This window comes from Reyranella sp., from assembly GCF_044224635.1.
In the GTDB taxonomy this organism is placed as follows: domain Bacteria; phylum Pseudomonadota; class Alphaproteobacteria; order Reyranellales; family Reyranellaceae; genus Reyranella.
On the sequence record NZ_JBGAKA010000004.1, the window covers coordinates 170,050 to 187,476 of the forward strand.

The window sequence follows — 17,427 nt, forward strand, 5'->3', positions numbered from 1 at the left end:
CCTGTCGGCGTCGCCCGGGAGGTTGCATGGCGCTGCTCATCGTCAATCTGGACAAGGTCATCGGCGACGCCCAGGCGTGGCGCGACACCATCGCGGAGCAGATACCCGATCTTCCGGTTCGCTTCTGGCCCGATGCCGGCGACGTGAAGGACATCGAATATCTTGCCTTCATGCACCCGGATTTCGGCCTGCTCCCGGCCTTCCCCAACTTGAAGGCCATGTTCAGCCGGTCGGCGGGAGTCGAGAGCTTCATCAATCATCCAAAGCTGCCCAAGGTGCCGCTCGGCAAGGTCGAGCCGCCGGGCGGCGATCCGATGATGACCGAGTACGTCGTCATGCATGTCTTGCGTTTCCATCGCGACATGCCGGCCTACCAGGCGGCCCAGGCGAAGCGGGAATGGCGCCGGGTGCCGATCATCCGGCCCGAGCAACGACGCGTCGGCTTCCTGGGTTTCGGCATGATGGCCAAGGCGCCGGCGCTGGTCTTGCAGTCGCTGGGCTTCAAGGTCTCGGCGTGGGTCCGTTCGCCGCGGCAGACCGCGGAGGTTCCCCTCTTTCACGGCCGCGATCAACTCGAACGGTTTCTCGCTCAGACAGACATCGCCGTCTGCCTGTTGCCGCTGACGGCGGAAACCGAGGGCATCTTCTGTGCGCGCACTTTCGCCATGATGCCGAGAGGCGCCATGCTGGTGAATGTCGGGCGCGGCAAGCATGTGATCGACAAGGACCTGATCGCCGCGCTCGATGCGGGTCAGCTGTCATACGCCGCCCTGGACGCGCTCTGGCCCGAGCCGCTGCCGCCTGAGAGCCCCCTCTGGCTTCATCCCAAGGTTACGATCATGCCGCACGTCGCGCGGCGGCCGACCGTTGCTCAGCTGGCGACCGAGATCGTCGCCAATATCAAGAGCCTCGGGGCGGGAGGACGGCTCCTGCAGGAAATCGACCTCGCGCGGGAGTACTGATCGATGACGAGCACTCTCCGCAACGCCCGGCAATTGGCGCGTTATCGCCAGTGGGCGGATCAGCTGACCTTCGACGCTGTCGCGGCCCTGCCGCCGGGCGAGGCTGCCAAGGAACGGCCGACGCTTTTCAAGACGATGATCGGCACGCTCAATCACAACCATCTCATCGACCTGGTCTGGCAGGCGCATCTCGAAGGCCGCGACCATGGCTTCCAGGCGCGCAACGTCGTGCTGCACAAGGACCTGTCGGAGCTCTGGAAGGCGCAGCAGTCGATCAATCGATGGTACATCGACTGGAGCGACCGGCAGTCCGGGCAATCGCTCGACGAGACCGTGCACTTCAAGTTCATCGGGGGCGAGCCGGGGGCGATGACCCGCAGCGACATCCTGCAGCATGTGGTCGCCCACTCGACCTACCATCGCGGCTGGATCGCGGAGATGTTCTTCCAGGTGCCGGCCCGCAATCCGACAACGGATTTACCGGTCTATCTCCGCAGCCTCGGACCCACCGCGGCCGGGTCGAGCTGACCGAGCCCGGCGCCGACCGATCCGCCCGCGCCCCGATTTGCGTGGACGCACCGAATGTGATCGCCTGCGCCCCGTGCGGCCGGCCCGGGCTCGAAGCGCTCGAGCCCCGCCGTCTCCGGCAGGCAGGTCGTGAAGGGAGCGGATGATGGAGTACAGGCCACTCGGAAACACCGGCCTCGAGGTCAGCGTCGCCGGGCTCGGGTGCGGCGGCAACAGCCGCCTCGGGCTCGGCCGCGGCGCGAGCTTCGACGAGTGCGTGGCGGTCGTGCGTACGGCGGTCGATCTCGGCGTCAATTTCCTCGACACCGGCGAGGCCTATGGCACCGAGGAGATCGTCGGCGCCGCCGCCCGCTCCTATGACCGCGACAGGCTGGTGATCTCGACCAAGGCCATCTTCAGATCAGGCAGCGACACGGCCGAGACGGTGGCCCGCCGCGTCGACGGGGCGCTGAAGCGGCTGGGCCTCGACTACCTCGACGTCTTCCATTTCCATGCCGTCCATCCGACGGCTTACGACTTTCATCATGATGAGCTGGCGCCCGCTCTGGTGAGGCTCAAGGAGCAGGGCAAGGTGCGCCATGTCGGCATCACCGAGACGGGCCCCAACGACCCGGAGCAGAAGATGCTGAGCCGGGCGACCCGGGAGCCGCCCTGGGAGGTCGTCATGCTGGCCTACAGCCTCATGAACCAGGGCGCGCGCCACAAGATCTTTCCGACAACGCAGCGCCGCGGGGTCGGCACGCTGCTGATGTTCGTCGTGCGCAACCTGTTCAGCAATGCCGCCTATCGCCGCGACGTCTTCGCCGACCTGGTCGCGCAAGGACATCTCGACCGTTCGATCCTGTCCGAAGCCGATCCCCTCGGCTTCCTCCTTGCGGAAGGCGGCGCGGAAAGCATCACCGACGCGGCCTACCGCTATGCCCGCCACGAGCAGGGCGCCGATGTCATCCTGTTCGGCACCGGCAACAAGGATCACGTGAAGGACAACGTCGCCTCGATCCTCCGCCCCGCCTTGGCGCCGCCGATCATCGAGCGGCTGCACGCCTCGTTCGGGCACCTGACCGGCGTCGGCCTCGATCGACCGGGGCCGGTCAAGAAATGAGGACGACCCGAGGTGCCCGACCAGACGCGCGAGGTCTTTGCCGCGGCGTCGCATGTCATGCCCGGGTAAAGCAGGCAGATTCGAGTTGAAGCAAGGGAGCCGACCATGTCCGATATGCCGTCATCGATCGTGATTCACGAGGAAGGCCCGCGCGAGGGATTCCAGATCGAGCCCGGTCCGATCAGCTCGGCCGACAAGATCCGCCTGATCGAGGCCTTGGCCGAGACCGGATTGCGGGCGATCCAGATCTGCTCGTTCGTCAGCGCCCGGGTCGTGCCCAGCTGGGCGGATGCCGAGGAGGTGGCGGCAAAGGTCAGGACCAAGGCCGGCGTCACCTATTCGAGCCTGTGGTTCAACGACAAGGGACTCGAGCGCGCGCTGGCCTTCCGCGACAAGCTGGCGCTGTCCGGCGCCATCGCGCTGTGCGCCTCCGAAGCCTTCACCCGCAAGAACCTGCATCGCAGCCACGCCGAGAATCTCGAGGCCATGCGCAAGCAGACCCGGCTGCATGTCGACAAGGGCGTGCCGGTCAGGTCGGTCGGCGTGATGGCGGCGTTCGGCTGCAACTTCCAGGGCGACATTGCGCCGGCCGAGGTCGTGCGCACCGTGCGCGAAGGCCTGGCGATCGGTGCCGAATGTGGCGTCGATGTCGCCCGCCTCTCGCTCGCCGACACCATGGGCTGGGCGACGCCGCCGCGCATCGAGCGCGTCGTCGGCGCGGTCCGCAGCGCCTGGCCGGACAAGGAGATCAGCCTGCATCTGCACGACACCCGCGGCATGGCGGTGGCCAACGCCATGGCCGGGCTGCGCATGGGCGTGCGCCGCTACGACTCGACGGTCGGCGGCTTGGGCGGCTGCCCGTTCGCCGGGCAGAAGGGCGCCGCCGGCAATATCTGCACCGAGGAGCTCGTGATGCTGTGCGAGGAGATGGGGGTGGAGACGGGGGTCGACCTGGAGCGCCTGATCGAGGTCGGGCGCATGGCCGAGGAGATTGTCGGCCATCCGCTGCCGAGCGAGCTCCTGCACGGCGGCGCGCTCAACGCCTTCCGGCGGGCGGCGCACTGACCGGCAAGCCCCTGATCGAGGCTTCGCCTGGAGACCTGCTACGACGGTCCGGTCGCGCGCGGCGGCGCAAGCCGGGCAACGGCGACCGAGCCGATGGCCTGGCCGTCGGCCTCCTTCACGAGTGCAAAGCTCATCTCGATATAGAGGCGGCTGCCGTCCTTGTGCTGGGCGCGCGTCAGGGTCGGGCGGCCGGACAGCTTCAGCGCGCCGCTCGCCATGGCGGCGTCGAAGCCACGCCAGTGCGGCTCGCGCAAGCGCTCCGGCACGATGATGTCGATGCTGTTGCCCAGGGCTTCGGCCGCTTCGTAACCGAACAATGTGACGGCAGCACGGTTCCAGAGCCGGATCTTGCCCTCGCGATCGGCGTAGATCATGGCATCCGCCATCTGATCGAGTATCGCCCCGGCCAATGCCGACGTATCGAGCGTGCTCATCGCGTATCTCCTGTGGCGTCATGGTGGCGGCGCACGGTGCGCAACCCTGTCATCCCGAGCGCGCTTGCGGAGCAGCGCCCAGGTGAGGGACCCCTCCTGTACCTCGAAAGCCCGACGCCCATGACGCCTGCTTCGCGAGCATCTGCCCGGGATGACGATAGTGCAGGAGGCAGCTGCTAGCCATCGCTCGACCGGACCAGCGTTCCCGGTCTCGCGCCGGTCTCTGCGCCCTTCTCGAAGATTGGCGTGCCCGAGCAGATCGTCATGTCGTAGCCGTCGACATGCTGGACCAGGCGGCGGCCGCCGGCCGGCAGGTCGAAGATCATCTGCGGGGCATGCAGGCGCAAACCGTCGAAGTCGATCACGTTCACATCGGCCTTCAGGCCCGGCTGCAGCCGGCCGCGGTCGCGGAAGCCGAAGAAGTCCGCCGTCTCGCTGGTCTGCGCCTTCACCACGTACTCGAGCGGCAGGCGCGGCCCGCGCGTGCGGTCGCGCACCCAATGGCACAGCATGGTGGTGTTGAGCGAAGCATCGCAGATCACGCCGCAATGCGCGCCGCCATCCGACAGGCCGAGCAGCGTGTGCGGATCCTCGATCAGCTCGCGCACCACCTCGAGATCGCCATGCACATAGTTGGTGACCGGGAAATACACCATTCGCCCGCCGTCGGCGCCGACCAGGTAGTCGTAACAGAACTCGGCCGGGCTCACGCCGGCGCGCTCGGCCATGGCGGCGATGCTGCTCTCCGGTGGCGGCTCGTAGTCCGGTGGGTCGCCCAGCAGGTACATGCGGTCCCAGCGCGTCGCGATCTGGCGCGACAATGGCGGCAGCACCTCGAGCAGCCGCGGCGAGGCGTCCTGCGCCAGGATCGTGCGGCGCATCTCGGGGTCGCGCAGCCGGGCCAGCATTTCGGCCGGCGGCAGCTTGGCTGTCGCGGCAAAGGCCTCGCGCAGCGCGAACGGATTGAGCGAGGTGCCGAGGCCCAGCGTCAGCCCCACCGGGCGGCCGGCGACCTGGGCGGAGAGCGGCAGGTTGTCGGCGCGGGCCGCGCGGACCCCGTTCATCAGGCGGCGCCAGCGCTCGGGGTCGTAGCTGCGGTCGGTCAGCAGGAACCAGACCGGCCGGCCGCTGTCCTTCGCCACCTGGCGCATCCAGCCGAACTCCGCGGCCTCGTCCTCGAAATCGGACAGCATGCCGAACGCGCCGCGGCCGGCGCGCCCCATCGCCCTGCCGATGGCGAGCAGCTCCTCGTGCTCGGCATAGCGGCCGGGAACCAGGTCGCCATCCAGCGTCTTGTGCTGATCGGTGCGGCTGGTGGTGAAGCCGACGGCGCCCGCCTTCAGCGCTTCCTCCGCCAGCCGGGCCATCGCCTCGATGTCCTCGGCCGTCGCGAGCTCGCGCGCGATGGCGCGCTCGCCCATGACGTAGACGCGCAACGGATGATGGGCGAGCTGTGCCGCGACGTCGATGGTGCGCGGCAGACGCGCCAGCGCATCGAGGTAGTCCGGAAAGCTCTCCCAATCCCATTTGAGGCCTTCCGACAGCGTGATGCCGGGGATGTCCTCCACCCCCTCCATCAGGTCGATCAGCGCCTTGTGATGCTGCCGACGGACGGGGGCGAAACCCACGCCGCAATTGCCGAACACGATGGTCGTGGCGCCATGCCAGGACGACGGCGCGAGCACAGGATCCCAGGTCGCCTGGCCGTCGTAGTGCGTGTGAACGTCGACCCATCCCGGCGTGACGATGCGCCCATCGGCGTTCACCTCGCGCCGGCCCGGGCCCGCCTTGCCGCCGACCTGGACGATCCGGTCGCCGTCGATGGCGACGTCCCCGTGCGAAGCGGGCGCGCCCGTGCCGTCGACGATCCTGCCGTCCCGGATGACGATGTCGTGCATGGCCTGTCCCGCTCCTTCCGCGCTGTTTGACGAGCTTTCCACACATCGACGGGAGCTGGAAGCCGGAAGTGCTGGCGAAACATGCGGGAAACGGGAATGACGACTGCACCGAAGAGAAGAGCAAAGGTCTCCCCGGGCTCGGGATGACAACACCGTCATCCCGAGCGCGGCGAGGGACCTTCGACGTCTTCAGCAGTGATCGCTGCAAACGCCGAAGGCCTTCGGTTCACCCCGGCACCTCGGGAACATTCCCAGGCGCGCGCCGTTCGCCCGCGACAGGAGCGTTTCGCATGGAATTCCGAATCAACGGCCGCGCGGTCGCCGTCGACGTCGATCTCCGCACCTCACTTCTCGACCTGTTGCGCGACCATCTCGGGCTCACCGGCGCGAAGAAGGGCTGCGACCAAGGCGCTTGCGGGGCGTGCACGGTGCTGGTCGACGGCAAGCGCATCAACGGATGCCTGGCGCTGGCGGTCCAATACCAGGGGTGCGATATCACGACGGTGGAGGGGCTGGCGGAAGGCGACCACCTTCACCCGCTGCAGCAGGCGTTCGTCGAGCATGATGGGTTCCAGTGCGGCTACTGCACGCCAGGGCAGCTCTGCTCGGCGATTGCGATGATCGCCGAGCTTGCGCGCGGCGTGCCGAGCCACGTGACCGTCGACATCGCGGCCGAGGCGATCGCCCTCGATCACGACGAGCTGCGCGAGCGCATGAGCGGCAACCTCTGTCGCTGCGGCGCCTATAACGGCATCGTGGCGGCGATTGCCGAGACCTTCGCGGAAAAGCGACGCATGACGCCGACGCCACTCCAGCAGGAGTAAGGCCGCATGACCCCCTTCACGTACAGCCGGGCTGCCGATGCGGCCAACGCAATCCACGCTGCGACGCAGGCCGGAGCCCGCTACCTGGGTGGTGGTACCAATCTCGTCGACCTGATGCGCGAGGGCATCGAGCAGCCGTCGTCGCTGATCGACGTGACCCGCCTCGACCACACCATCACCGACCGCGGCGATGGCGGGATCAGGATCGGTGCGGCGGCCACCAACACCGCTCTCGCGGCGGATCGCCGGGTGCGCGAGCGCTACCCAATGCTCGCACGCGCCGTGCTCGCCGGCGCATCGGCACAGATCCGCAACATGGCGACGGTCGGCGGCAATCTGCTGCAGCGGACGCGCTGCCTGTATTTCTACGACACCGCTGCGCGCTGCAACAAGCGCGCACCCGGCGCCGGCTGCGACGCCCTCGAGGGGTTCAACCGCATGCACGCGATCCTGGGGGCTTCGCCTGCCTGCGTGGCGACCCATCCGTCCGATCTGTGCGTGGCGCTGACGGCGCTCGACGCGGCCGTGCACCTCAAGGGGATGAACGGCCATCGCACATTGCCGTTCGACAGGCTGCACCGGCTGCCGGGTGACACGCCGGCGCAGGAAACCGAGCTGCAGCAGGGCGAGCTGATCACGGCAATCGAGTTGCCGCCCCTGCCGTTGGCGCGGCACTCGACCTACCGCAAGGTGCGCGACCGGGCGAGCTACGCCTTTGCCCTGGTTTCAGTCGCTGCCGCGCTCGAGGTCGGCGCCGACGGAACAATCCAGGACGTGCGCCTGGCGCTGGGCGGCGTGGCGCACAAGCCGTGGCGCGCCCATGCGGCAGAAGCCGAACTGCGGGGCGCGCCGACCGGCGAAGCGGCGTTCCGGCGCGCCGCGGAGGCCGAGCTGAGCGTGGCCCACCCGCTGCGCGACAACGGGTTCAAGGTCGAGCTCGCCAAGCGAACGATCGTTGCGGTCCTCGAGCACCTGGCGGGAGGCCGTGCATGAGCGCGACTGGAATTCTGCGCACGGTGTTGCGCCACGTGCCCGACTCCCTCGTGCCCGGCACCCGGCCGAAGGCGCCGCCGGCACGAGACGGGCGGCACGGCCATATTGGCGCACCGGTGTCGCGGCTCGACGGCGCGCTCAAGGTGCGCGGCGCCGCTCTCTTCGCCGCCGAGGTCCCGATGGAGCGCCTGCTCTACGCCGCAACAGTGCATTCGACGATCGCGCGTGGCCGGATCGCGTCCCTGGGGACGACCGCCGCGGAGGCCGCTCCCGGCGTCGTCCTGGTGATGACCCATCGCAACGCGCCGCGGATGAAGGCGCCGCAGGCGTTCGGCGAGGGCGACGGCGTGGCCGGCAGCAACCTTCCGGTGATGCAGGACGACGCGATTCACTGGAACGGCGAGGCGGTCGCCGTCGTGTTGGCCGAGACGCAGGAGCAGGCCGACCATGCCGCGGGATTGGTCTCGGCAACCTACGAACCCGCGGCCGCGATCACGGATTTTGCCGACGCGCAGACGCGGGCGCGCAGCCCGGGATCGGTCCTCGGCGAGCCCGCCGCCGTCGACGGCGGCGATGCCGAGAAGGCTCTCGCCGAGTCGCAGCATCGGGTCGATCTGACCTATTCGACCCCGCCGCTGAACCACAATGCGATCGAGCTGCACGCCTGCACGGTGGACTGGGTGGGCGGTGGGCTGGTCGTGCACGACGCCACCCAGATGATCACCGGAACGGCGGGCTCCCTCGCGCAGGTGTTCGGCCTCAAGCCCGACCAGGTGCGCGTGCTCTCGCCCTTCGTGGGCGGCGGCTTCGGCGGCAAGACGCTGTGGAGCCATCAGATCCTGGCCGCTGCGGCATCGAAGCTCGCTGGCCGGCCCGTGCGCCTGGCGCTGAGCCGCGCGGGCGTCTATCGCCTGGTCGGCGGCCGCACGCCGACCGTACAGCGCGTGGCGCTGGGCGCGACGCAGGACGGCCGGCTCGCGGCGTTGATCCACACCGGCGTCGCCGCCATGACGGCGCACAACAACTGTCCGGAGCAATTCACCTTCCCCGCCCGCCATCTCTACGCCGCCAAGGCTGTCCGGCTGGAGCAGAAGGTGGCCGACATGGACATGCTGGCCAACAGCTGGATGCGCGCGCCCGGCGAGTCGATCGGCACTTTCGCGCTGGAAAGCGCGGTCGACGAGCTGGCGCACGAGATGAAGATCGACCCGATCGAGCTCAGGCGGCGTTGGGAACCCGAGCGCGATCCCACCAGCCAGTGCGCCTTCTCGTCGCGTCATCTGGTGAAAGCCTATTCGGACGGCGCCAATCGCTTCGGCTGGGAGCGGCGCGATCCGACGCCGGGCCGGCAGCGCGACGGCGAATGGCTGGTCGGCATGGGCGTCGCCACCGCGACCTATCCCTATTACCGCATGCCCGGCGTCAGGGCGCGGCTGCGGCTCGACACCGCCAGCCATCTCACCGTCTCCACGGCAGGTCATGAGATGGGCATGGGCACCGCGACGGTGCAGGCCCAGCACGTCGCCGACCGGTTGGGCGTGCCGCTGGAGCAGGTGTCGTTCGAGTACGGCGACAGCCTCCTGCCGGCCGGCGCGATGGCCGGCGGCTCGTCGCAGACTGCCGGAACGGTGGCGGCGGTGACGGCAGCAGCAGGCGCCCTTGTCGCCGAGATGCTGAAGCTCGCCGGCAACGACAGTCCGCTTGCCGGGTTGAAGGCAGACGATGTCGTCGCGCGCGACAGCGGGCTGGCGCACGCGCGCGATCCGTCACGCCGCGAGAGCTACGCGTCGATCCTGGCGCGCGCCCGCCGCGACGGCGTCGAGGTCGAGCAAGGCGGCCCGGTGCCCCTGGAGCAGATGAAATACTCCATGCACTCCACCGGCGCGCAGTTCGCCGAGGTCGGCGTCAATGCCGTGACCGGCGAGGTGCGGGTGCGCCGCTTCCTGGGCTCGTTCGACTGCGGCCGCATCCTCAATCCCAAGACGGCGGCCAGCCAGTTCCGAGGCGGCATCGTCATGGGCATCGGCCTGGCGCTGTCGGAGGAGGCATTGCTCGATCCGCGCAGCGGCCGGATCGCCAACCCGAGCCTCGCCGAGTATCATGTGCCGGTGCATCTCGACGTGCCCGAGATCGACGTGATGTGGACCGACATCGCCGATCCGCAGGCGCCGCTCGGCGCGCGCGGCATCGGCGAGATCGGCATCACGGGCACGGCCGCGGCGATCGCCAACGCCGTGTACAACGCCACCGGCAAGCGGGTGCGCAGCCTTCCGATCACCCTCGACAAGCTGCTGTAGGACCTCTTCTTGCTCTTCTGGCCCGCCGGCGTCTCGCCCGCCCGAAAAGCCGTGAGCGGGCGAGACGCCCGCGGTCCAGAAGAGCATGAGCGCCACGCAGGTCGCAGCGGGGGAGTGACTTCCCATTGCGCTCGCCGCCGGCTTGAAGCATGTCGAGCTGACGGCTCATCAACGCGGAGCGGGGCATGCGCATTGGCTATCTGGGTGTCGGCAACATGGGGCAACCCATGGCCGGAAAGCTTCTCGACGGCGGCCACGAAGTCTGGGTCTTCGACGTCCGCGAAGAGGCACTGAAGCCGTTGCTGGAAAGGCAGGCGCGGCGCGCCGACTCGCCCCAGGCATTGGCCGACGCCTGCGAGACCGTCATCGTTTCGCTGCCCACGCTCGCGGTGTTCCGCAAGGCCGTGATCGGCTCCGGAATGCTCTCCGGCAAGGCCATCAAGACCCTGGTGAACACCTGCACGGTCGGCGGCGCCTTCAGCCGGGAGATCGAAGCCGCCTGCTCCGCCGATGGCGTCGTGCTCATCGACGCACCCATCAGCGGCGGCGTCGGCGGCGCCAAGGCCGGCACCTTGACGACCATGGTTGCCGGCGATCGTGCGACAGTCGAGAAGCTCCAGCCCCTCTTCCGGCTCTGGGGACCGACGGTCGTCACGGCGGGCGACAAGCCCGGCGCGGCCCAGATCATGAAGCTCACCAACAACGTCCTCTTCGCGGTATCGCTGGTCGCCACCTCGGAAGCGATGACGCTCGCCAGCAAGGGCGGCATTTCACCCGAGTCGATGCTGCACGTCCTGAACAACAGCACTGGCCGCAACTTCTCGACGATGGCCCTGTTCCCGCAAGCCGTGATCCCGCGCACCTTCGAGTTCGGCGCCACCTTCGAGATTCTGATGAAGGACGTCGACCTCGCCATCGAGCAGGGCGAGGATCTCGGCGTCCCCATGTGGGTTTGCCAGGCCGCGCGCCTGGTGCTGAAGCACGGTGTTTTCCAGGGCCGGGCTCAACAGGATCTGTCGCGCACCATCGAGATCATCGAGGACGGCGCGCGGCTCAGGTGAACGCTGCCGATACCGACTCCGATGCTGGATCGTCAGGGGCGACGGGCGGGCCTTCCGTGAACCTGCGGCCCCGCGTCCCGACGTCACTGCCGGAAGTGCTGCTCGTAGGTCTCGACGAGAGGCGACAGGTCGGACCATTCACGGCGCGAGCGAACGAAGACGTGCCGGAACGTATGGTGCTGCGGGCTGATCCAGCGCGGATCGTCGAAGGCGCCGGCCGGCAGGGTGCGCAGGCCGGGAGCGGCCTCCAGGGTGAACCCCAGGTTGGTGCCGCAGCGCGGGCAGAATTCGATGTCGAGCCAGCGTCCCGACAGGTCGGATACGTGGCGATAGCGGCCGGTCTCCAGGCCGGTCATCTCGATCTGGCCTTTGTTGAACACGACTTCCGTGCCGAACGCGGTGCCGGTGCGCCGCTGACACCAGGTGCAATGGCAGACCGTCACGCGCAGCGGCTCGCCGGTGGCCACGAATCGGATCGCGCCGCAAACGCATCCGCCGCCATGGTCTGCCATGCCTCGCTCCCTGTGGCGTTCACCGCCGTGGAGAATACTCTCCGCAGCGAGGCAGGCCAGGTCTTCATTGCGATGTCTGCAGCATTCCGTCTCGCCTGCACTCCATCCCGCAGTTCCCGGAACTGCCGATGACGAGCCGCGCCCTACTGGCAGACATCGATCCACTGGGCATCGACGAGCGCGGCCATGCGCATGGGGTCGATCCGCATCGCCGCCCGCGTGGAACCGGCAGCAGGGACGACCTCGCGGAACGCCTTGAGCGCGACGTCGAAATAGACCGGCATCGGCGTGGCGAGGCCGAACGGACAGACGCCGCCCGGCGGATGGCCGGTGAGCGCCTGCGCCTCCTCTGCCGAAAGCATCTTCACCCTGCCGCCCAGGGCAGTCTTCGCCTTCTTGTTGTCCAACCGCGAGTCGCCACAGGTCACCAGCAGCAGGGCACGGTCCCCTGCCCGCACGGACAGCGTCTTGGCGACCTGGGCAGGCTTCACACCCCAGGCGCTGGACATCGCCATCGTGGTGCTGTCCATCTCGAGCTCGACGATTTCGATGTCGGGCGCTCTGTCGGCCATGAAGGCACGTACTGACTCGAGGCTCATGTCGGTACTCTCTCGACGTATTGATCCTTCGGCCCGGGCTCGCCCATGCGAGGCGTCGTGCCCGGCGCCGGCCTTGGCTCCTCCTACATCAACGGCAGTTCGGCATCTTGAACGATTGTGCGTCGCCGGCTCGAGACGCGCCCTGAACGAGGAGGTCCGTGATCTGCGGCCCTCCCCCGTCATCGGGACCCGATGACGGGGGAGGCGACGCTGAATCTGCCGCAGCTCAAGCCGCCGCGCGGCGCGGACGGCGCACCGCGCGCACCTTGCCGCTGCGGCCGCCGCCGCAGAAGAAGCGATCGCCGCCGTCGGACTCGAGGCCGCTCACGCCGACGCCTGCCGGCATTGCGAGGCTCTCCTGGACCTCGCCGGTCTGCGGATCGATCCGGCGCAGCTCGCTTTCGTCGCCTTCCCAGGTGCCGTGCCACAGCTCGCCGTCGACCCAGGTGACGCCGGTGACGAAGCGGTTGGAATCGATGGTCCGCAGTATCCGGCCGGTCTCGGGATCGATCTGGTGGATCTTGCAGCCGCGATGCTGGCCGACCCACAGCATGCCCTCGGCCCACGCCATGCCGGAGTCGCCTCCGTCGCCGGGCGCCGGAATGGTGGCGAGCACGCGGCCGGTCGCGGGATCGATCTTCTGGATGCGTCTTTCGAAGAGCTGGAAGATGTGGCGGCCGTCGAAGGCCGTTCCCGCATGCGCGTCGGCCGCGATTTCGCGCACGATCGTGCCGCTCGTGGGGTCGAGCACGTTCAGCCTGTCGCCTGAGGCGAACCAGACGTGCCGGCCGTCGAAGGTCACGCCGCCGATATTGTCGGCACCTGGAAAGGGTCCGTATTCGCGCAGGATCTCGACCGGGGTGGGAGTCACAGGCATATCCTTGTTCCTTCGTGCTCTTCTGGACCGCGAGCGCAGCGCTCGCTCATGAGCTCGATGAGGCGCGTTCGGCGTCGCCGAGCCGCGCCAGGAGCGGGACACCCGCGGTCCGGATGACCATGATCTAGCCGTCCGCCACGGAGGCGGGGAGTAACAACGTCGTCGTGAATCGCGGTAGCGGCGGGGTGATCCAGCGGCGCGCCCGGCCGCGGCCGAACGACTGCACCTTGCCGGTCACGGCCAGCGCATCGAGCGCCCGTTGCACGGTGCGCTGGCTGGCGCCGAGCGCCAGCGCGAGGGCCGAGCTCGACCACGCCTCGCCGTCGGCCAGGAACGCCAGCACCGCGCCGTACGGCTCCTCGACCGGCCGCGCCAGCACCACGACCTCGCGCGCCCGGCGTGGACGCAGGGTGAAGCCGCGCGCGGTCGCCGCGATGCCGGCGAGCGGCCGCAGCTTGGCGCGCAGCCGCCCGATCTCGACGCGCAGCCGGGCGCGATGCGACTCGTCGGCGTGCCGCGCGCCGAACGCCCGCGCGAGCAGCGTGGCGCGGTCGGCATCGGCAGGCCACGCCTCGGCGAGCGTCCGGGCGAGCGCGAACAGCACCGGCCGTCCGGCAAGTGAGACCACAGCCTCGCCATCGCGCACGACGTGGCGGCAGGCGTCGACGACCAGCGCCGTCGATCCCTGCAGCGCCTCGACGTCCTGCAGCCGGAGCGGCCGCTCCTCGCCGTGCGCCAGCAGGCGCGCCGCCGGCGCCTCGAGCAGCGCCTGCGCCTCCAATACCTCCGCCAGGAGCGCCGGGATGCCGGCCTGACGGGCGGCGCGTTCGGCCTGCTCGAGCGCCGAGCCCGCCGCCGCCGTGCGCAGGCGGCGCATGGCGATGCCGGCAACCACCAGGGCATGCGCAGCCTGCGACGAGGGCGGCAACGCGGTGGGGTCGAGCCCCTCGAGCGCGCGCTCGGCGGCGTCGAGATCGCCGAGCAGCACCAGGCGCCGGCCCTGCAGGTAGCGGGCGTGCGCGGCGTTCAGCCGGTCGGCGTGCTGCTCGAGCGTCGCCCGTGCCGCCTCGAGCGCCCGGGTGGGCCAGCCGAGCTCGCGCGCGGCGAGCGCGATCTCGGCCTCGGCGACGACACAACGCGCGCGGGCCACCGCCTCGCGCGGCCCGAAGGCGCGCGCCGCCCGTTTCACCAGCGTTTTCGCGCGCAAAAAATCGCCGAGCTGCGCCATGGCGATGCCGCGCAGCGCCAGCGCCGGCGCATCGTCGCGCAGGGCAACCCGGTTCAGGGCGCCGAGCGGATCACCTGCCGCCAGGGCACGCGCGGCAGCGGTGATCAGCGAATCCACGGAAATCCCGCCACACTTGTAACTCCCGCCGGCTCGACCTCAGGCCCCATCCTCGTGGCGTGACCAACGACCCTCCGACAGCATCGAGGAGCACATCATGACCACCACCAACGCCACTATGAACCATCCCATCGTGTCCCGGGAGCAATGGCTTGCCGAGCGCACGAAGCTGATGGCGCGCGAGAAGGAGCTGACCCGCCTCGGCGACGAGATCGCGCGCGAGCGCCGGGCGCTGCCCTGGGTGAGGCTCGACAAGACCTACAGCTTCGACACCGCGGCGGGGCGGCGCACGCTCGCCGACCTGTTCGACGGCCGCCGCCAGCTCCTGATGCAGCATTTCATGCTCGCCCCGGGCTGGGAGCAGGGCTGCAAGAGCTGCTCCTACATGGCCGACCATACCGACGCCACGCTGGTGCACCTGGCGCAGCGCGGCGTCAGCTTCGTCGCCGTCTCGCGCGCGCCGCTCGACGAGATCGAGCGCTTCCGCCGGCGCATGGGCTGGCATTTCCCCTGGGTGTCCGCACACGGCACCGACTTCAACAAGGATTTCCATGTGAGCTTCACCGCCGACGAGATGGCCGGCGGCACGGCCGACTACAATTTCGGCGACACGCCCCAGGGCGAGGAGATGCCCGGCGTCAGCGCCTTCTGGAAGGACGACACCGGCGCCGTCTTCCACACCTATTCGACCTACGGCCGCGGAGTCGAGGTGATGATGCACACCTACCGGCTGCTCGATCTCACGCCCAGGGGCCGCGACGAGGACGGTTTGCGCTTCACCATGGAATGGGTGCGCCATCACGACCGCTACGCGCCGCCGGCGCCGGCCGCGACCGCGGCCAAGGCTGCCGGCGGGTGCTGCAGCCGATGAGCCTCAGCTGCCACGTGGTCGGCACGACGGTCGGAGGCGGCCCGCCGAAGAGGGGCCGCCGCGGTGCGGCCGACTGGCTGTCTCTGGCGGCCGCCCCGACCTTCGCTGGGATGGCGCTGCTCACAACCACTCTCGGAGCCGGCCCAGGGGAGATGCTCTGCGCGGCCGGCCCTGAGGGACCATCGCTTCTCGCCGGCATGGTGCCGATGTACGTGCTGATGAGCGCCTTCCATGCGGCACCGTGGCTCCGGCTCCTCGGGGCTGCTCGGGGAGCCGACGACCGGTGCGCGAGGGCTAGCCCGCCCGCTCCCTTGTCGTGACCCGGGTCCCGGACGCGCCGAGGTCGATGAGGGCAAGCCCGGATTGCCGATCATGCCGCTTGCGCAGATGGACCGGCGACTCGACAAGAACGAGCTCCAGGGTGGGCCGGATCGTCGCCGCCAGAAGGTGACCGGCCACCGCGCTGTAGTCGCGGCGACCGAGCACGCAATGGACATGGATCGCGGGTGCGCCGTCCGGCCCCAGCGCGATATCGCCGGTGAGCGAAGCCACCTCGACCTGCTCGGCAAGCCTCCTGTCGATGTACTTTTTCGTCTCCCAGTCGAAGTAGCCAAGGGTTACCTCTCGGAAGGCGCCGATGGCCGTGAACTGCGCTCCGGCGACGCGTTCCTGGGCGGCAAAGCGCTCGAGCTGATCCATCAGCTCGTCACCGGTTTCGAAGATCAGAGCGAAAGTCCGCTGACCATCGTCCTCATGGAGCAGTCTCGACTTCATGCCTGCCTCCGGGGTGTGGGCTGCAGTTCGGTACAGCGCCATGAACGCCTTGCAACGGCGCCTGCCCGGAGTCGTTCCCGCCCTGGCCTGCCTCCGCGGCATTGAACAATCTGCATGGCAGCGCCGCGCACGAAGCCGACGCGACGGCTGGTGGGTGAGCGCGCCGGCCGGTACGGCTAGAGGGACGACCGCCGCGCGCAAACGGCGGCCGGAGGGGATGGCAACGCGAAAGTCAGGCAGGAGGAACGATGAAGCGCAGGGCTATTCTCAAGGCGGCCGGAGGCGCCGCGGTCATGGCGTCGAGCGGCCTGCAGGTGCACGCCCAGGCGTGGCCGGCCAAGCCGATCACGCTGTACGTCCCGTTCGCCGCCGGCGGGCCCTCGGACATGTTCGGCCGCATCCTCGCACGCGGCATGTCGGCGACGCTGGGTCAGCAGGTCGTGGTCGAGAACAAGGGCGGCATGGGCGGCCTCGTCGGTGTCGCTGCGACCGCCAAGGCGGCGCCCGACGGCTACACGATCGGCATGAACGCCACCGGTCCGTCGGCGATCGCGCCGTTCATGGTTCCCAACATGCCCTTCGAGGACAAGGACCTGGCCCTGCTGACGCCGATCGCGCTGGTGCAGATGATCGTGGCGACGTCGGCGCGCCTGCCGGTCAGCTCGGTCCCCGAGCTGATCGCCTACGCCAAGGCCAATCCCGGCAAGGTGAACTACGGATCGTCCGGTCCTGGCGGGATCAGCCATCTGGCGGCCGAGCTGTTCAGGAGCGCCGCCGGCATCGACATCGTGCATGTGCCCTATCGCGGCGCGGCGCCGGCGGTCCAGGATCTGCTGGCGGGACAGGTCCAGCTGGTGGTGCTCGACGTGTCGGTGCTGCTGCCGCATATCCGGTCCGGCAACATCAAGGCGCTGGCGGCGACCAGCAAGACCCGCTCGGCCCTGCTGCCCGACGTGCCGACCACGACCGAGATCGGCCTGCCGACGGTGCTGTCCGACAATTGGTACGGGCTCGCCGCGCCGGCCGGCATTCCCAAGCCGATTCTCGATCGCATCCACGCCGCCGCCGTCGAGGTCCTGGGCACCAAGGAGGCGACCGAGCCGATGCTGGCGCAGGGCGCCGTGATCCGCCCGATGACGCCCGCCGAGTTCACCGACTTCGTCCGCCAGGAACGCGAGAAGTGGGGTCCCGTCGTCAAGGCGAGCGGCGCCAAGATGGAGTAAGATTTGCACGACAGGCGCAAGCCTGCGCGCGCGATGATCGTCCTCTTCGCCGCGAGCGCGCC

17 protein-coding genes are annotated in these 17,427 nt (G+C 69.2%); 10 read left to right on the forward strand and 7 right to left on the reverse strand.

What is annotated here, in order from left to right:
- The first annotated feature begins 26 nt into the window (after positions 1-26).
- From ACILR9_RS05850 to ACILR9_RS05865, 4 genes are all read left to right on the forward strand, one after another.
- Positions 27-962, forward strand: coding sequence for a 2-hydroxyacid dehydrogenase (locus tag ACILR9_RS05850; RefSeq protein ID WP_395708960.1), 936 nt, complete (start codon positions 27-29; stop codon positions 960-962).
- Between the two features lie 3 nt (positions 963-965).
- Positions 966-1,490, forward strand: coding sequence for a DinB family protein (locus tag ACILR9_RS05855; RefSeq protein WP_395708961.1), 525 nt, complete (start codon positions 966-968; stop codon positions 1,488-1,490).
- A 145-nt stretch (positions 1,491-1,635) separates the two neighbouring features.
- Complete coding sequence (locus ACILR9_RS05860; RefSeq protein WP_395708962.1) at positions 1,636-2,592, forward strand: aldo/keto reductase; 957 nt, start codon at positions 1,636-1,638, stop codon at positions 2,590-2,592.
- Between the two features lie 105 nt (positions 2,593-2,697).
- Entirely contained in the window at positions 2,698-3,657 is a 960-nt protein-coding gene (locus tag ACILR9_RS05865) for a hydroxymethylglutaryl-CoA lyase (protein ID WP_395708963.1), read from the forward strand.
- 38 nt (positions 3,658-3,695) lie between these two features.
- On the opposite strand, the gene ACILR9_RS05870 is transcribed toward ACILR9_RS05865, so the two are convergent.
- Positions 3,696-4,091, reverse strand: coding sequence for a PAS domain S-box protein (locus ACILR9_RS05870; RefSeq protein ID WP_395708964.1), 396 nt, complete (start codon positions 4,089-4,091; stop codon positions 3,696-3,698).
- 176 nt (positions 4,092-4,267) lie between these two features.
- Entirely contained in the window at positions 4,268-5,989 is a 1,722-nt protein-coding gene (locus ACILR9_RS05875) for an amidohydrolase family protein (protein ID WP_395708965.1), read from the reverse strand.
- A gap of 290 nt (positions 5,990-6,279) precedes the next feature.
- Here ACILR9_RS05875 and ACILR9_RS05880 point away from each other — a divergent pair, with 290 nt between their 5' ends.
- The 4 genes from ACILR9_RS05880 (at position 6,280) to ACILR9_RS05895 (ending at position 11,164) form a co-directional block, all read left to right on the forward strand.
- Positions 6,280-6,813: a 2Fe-2S iron-sulfur cluster-binding protein gene (locus ACILR9_RS05880; protein WP_395708966.1), complete on the forward strand. Its 534-nt coding sequence runs from the start codon at positions 6,280-6,282 to the stop codon at positions 6,811-6,813.
- A gap of 6 nt (positions 6,814-6,819) precedes the next feature.
- Positions 6,820-7,806 (forward strand): FAD binding domain-containing protein, encoded by a 987-nt coding sequence (locus ACILR9_RS05885; RefSeq protein ID WP_395708967.1) that lies wholly within the window; start codon positions 6,820-6,822, stop codon positions 7,804-7,806.
- Complete coding sequence (locus ACILR9_RS05890) at positions 7,803-10,103, forward strand: xanthine dehydrogenase family protein molybdopterin-binding subunit (protein WP_395708968.1); 2,301 nt, start codon at positions 7,803-7,805, stop codon at positions 10,101-10,103. The genes ACILR9_RS05885 and ACILR9_RS05890 overlap by 4 nt, the downstream gene beginning before the upstream one ends.
- A gap of 185 nt (positions 10,104-10,288) precedes the next feature.
- Positions 10,289-11,164: an NAD(P)-dependent oxidoreductase gene (locus tag ACILR9_RS05895; RefSeq protein WP_395708969.1), complete on the forward strand. Its 876-nt coding sequence runs from the start codon at positions 10,289-10,291 to the stop codon at positions 11,162-11,164.
- Positions 11,165-11,247: 83 nt separating this feature from the next.
- On the opposite strand, the gene ACILR9_RS05900 is transcribed toward ACILR9_RS05895, so the two are convergent.
- The 4 genes from ACILR9_RS05900 to ACILR9_RS05915 form a co-directional block, all read right to left on the reverse strand.
- Complete coding sequence (locus ACILR9_RS05900) at positions 11,248-11,676, reverse strand: GFA family protein (protein WP_395708970.1); 429 nt, start codon at positions 11,674-11,676, stop codon at positions 11,248-11,250.
- A 143-nt stretch (positions 11,677-11,819) separates the two neighbouring features.
- Entirely contained in the window at positions 11,820-12,275 is a 456-nt protein-coding gene (locus ACILR9_RS05905; RefSeq protein ID WP_395708971.1) for a YbaK/EbsC family protein, read from the reverse strand.
- Between the two features lie 226 nt (positions 12,276-12,501).
- On the reverse strand, positions 12,502-13,152 hold the full coding sequence (locus ACILR9_RS05910) for a DUF5074 domain-containing protein (RefSeq protein ID WP_395708972.1): 651 nt from the start codon (positions 13,150-13,152) through the stop codon (positions 12,502-12,504).
- A 124-nt stretch (positions 13,153-13,276) separates the two neighbouring features.
- Positions 13,277-14,497: a helix-turn-helix domain-containing protein gene (locus ACILR9_RS05915; RefSeq protein WP_395708973.1), complete on the reverse strand. Its 1,221-nt coding sequence runs from the start codon at positions 14,495-14,497 to the stop codon at positions 13,277-13,279.
- Positions 14,498-14,615: 118 nt separating this feature from the next.
- Between ACILR9_RS05915 and ACILR9_RS05920 the strand changes: the two genes are divergently transcribed.
- On the forward strand, positions 14,616-15,368 hold the full coding sequence (locus tag ACILR9_RS05920; RefSeq protein WP_395709048.1) for a DUF899 domain-containing protein: 753 nt from the start codon (positions 14,616-14,618) through the stop codon (positions 15,366-15,368).
- 294 nt (positions 15,369-15,662) lie between these two features.
- Here ACILR9_RS05920 and ACILR9_RS05925 read toward each other — a convergent pair whose 3' ends face one another.
- Complete coding sequence (locus ACILR9_RS05925; RefSeq protein WP_395708974.1) at positions 15,663-16,184, reverse strand: PPC domain-containing DNA-binding protein; 522 nt, start codon at positions 16,182-16,184, stop codon at positions 15,663-15,665.
- 206 nt (positions 16,185-16,390) lie between these two features.
- Between ACILR9_RS05925 and ACILR9_RS05930 the strand changes: the two genes are divergently transcribed.
- Positions 16,391-17,365: a Bug family tripartite tricarboxylate transporter substrate binding protein gene (locus tag ACILR9_RS05930; protein WP_395708975.1), complete on the forward strand. Its 975-nt coding sequence runs from the start codon at positions 16,391-16,393 to the stop codon at positions 17,363-17,365.
- Positions 17,366-17,427: the final 62 nt, after the last annotated feature.